At 56.3% G+C, this 1,260-nt stretch carries 3 protein-coding genes; 1 reads left to right on the top strand and 2 read right to left on the bottom strand.

Annotated features, from left to right (window positions below):
- Nucleotides 1-89: IS3 family transposase (locus B7R21_RS21085; protein ID WP_367302594.1), on the top strand; the 89-nt coding region annotated here is incomplete at its 5' end.
- Here the strand turns inward: B7R21_RS21085 and B7R21_RS19515 are convergent.
- Complete coding sequence (locus B7R21_RS19515; RefSeq protein WP_116284917.1) at nucleotides 73-864, bottom strand: AAA family ATPase; 792 nt, start codon at nucleotides 862-864, stop codon at nucleotides 73-75. The two genes, B7R21_RS21085 and B7R21_RS19515, sit on opposite strands and share 17 nt — an antisense overlap.
- A gap of 308 nt (nucleotides 865-1,172) precedes the next feature.
- Nucleotides 1,173-1,260: IS3 family transposase (locus B7R21_RS21080; protein ID WP_367302594.1), on the bottom strand; the 88-nt coding region annotated here is incomplete at its 5' end.

Below are 1,260 nucleotides of genomic sequence, written 5' to 3'. Positions count from 1 at the left end.
GCTGGTACAACGCCCGCCGACGCCACTCCGGCATCGGCTACCTCAGTCCATTAGAGTACGAACGCCGCCAGCTCACACTGGCAGCCTGACCAACCAACCACCTGTCCGGGAAACGGGGTCAGCCTCAGTGTCATTCATCGTCGCAAGATGTGATTTCACAGCTGCTTCCGCGTCTGCATGTACGTCTGTGAGGGTTCGTCCTAGGATTTCAAAGACCCCATCGATGTCGGCTGTGGGGACCGTCATGCTTTCTGGCAGAGGTTGCAGAAGGATACTGCTTGCGCGCTTTGCGGTGTCGAGACGTTGGGTGACGGTTTGTCGCTTCTGGTTGCCATCCTCGATCGGCGAGAGTGCCCTAAAGACTGCCAAGGTCATGTAGCCCGAGTGAGCTTCGATTTGAGAGGTTAGGCGGCGGATGCTCTCTGTCGCCTGCTGCTGCTGCTTTGAGGCTTCTTCCTCTGCCGCTCGGGCTTTGACAGCACTATCCCCTAGAGCAAAATCAAGTAGATTTTTTCGATGCTCGGCGGTGATCTCGGTTCCGGAATGCACGTTGCTTTCGATAAAACTTGAATCGTAAACAGCGATCTCGGGGCGGGCTTCGGACCACACATTCTGCGCGAACGTTACCTTGTGACCGGCATCGAACTGGAGCGTTACCTCCGGAGAGTTCGTTCCATCGATGGTTACGCGTTCCTGTATAGCTGCAGGATCGCCCGTTGTGCTAGATCTCAGGATGCTAGCAAGGGTGGACTTACCTCGGCCGTTTCCCCCATATATGAGAGCACACGATTCGAGTTTGAGGTTCGCAGCCTTTGCGTCGTGTAACAGCCCAATGCCTTTTACGGCCTCTACTCGTACCAGCATTCGGATTCCCCCCAGTTAGCCACGATGCTTGCTGATATCGAACGTAGTGGATCTGCAGCAACTTGATCTCTCCTAGTTTGAGACCGATGGGTATCAGGTGGGTTCATGCGTAGCTGCCCCGCTACACAAGTCTCGTAACCCTTGGGTTGCGAGGCGTCTCGTTGGGTTGGAAGTCGTACCTCTTATATAGGGTGTGGAGTTCGGCGCTGGTTGGCGGTGTTTTGTGGTCGCTGATTGTCGTTAGTTGCCGATGACGAGGACGCTGGCGGCTGAGGCTGACCCCGTTTCCCGGACAGGTGGTTGGTTGGTCAGGCTGCCAGTGTGAGCTGGCGGCGTTCGTACTCTAATGGACTGAGGTAGCCGATGCCGGAGTGGCGTCGGCGGGCGTTGTACCAG

The sequence above is a fragment of the Subtercola boreus genome (genome assembly GCF_003399625.1).
Classification (GTDB): domain Bacteria; phylum Actinomycetota; class Actinomycetes; order Actinomycetales; family Microbacteriaceae; genus Subtercola; species Subtercola boreus_C.
Note: the sequence above shows the minus strand (reverse complement) of the source record. Positions and strands in the feature narration are given on the sequence as shown.

Excerpts from the sequence above, each read along its gene's own strand:
- B7R21_RS19515 (WP_116284917.1), bottom strand. The coding sequence starts at position 864 with ATGCTGGTACGAGTAGAGGCCGTAAAAGGCATTGGGCTGTTACACGAC.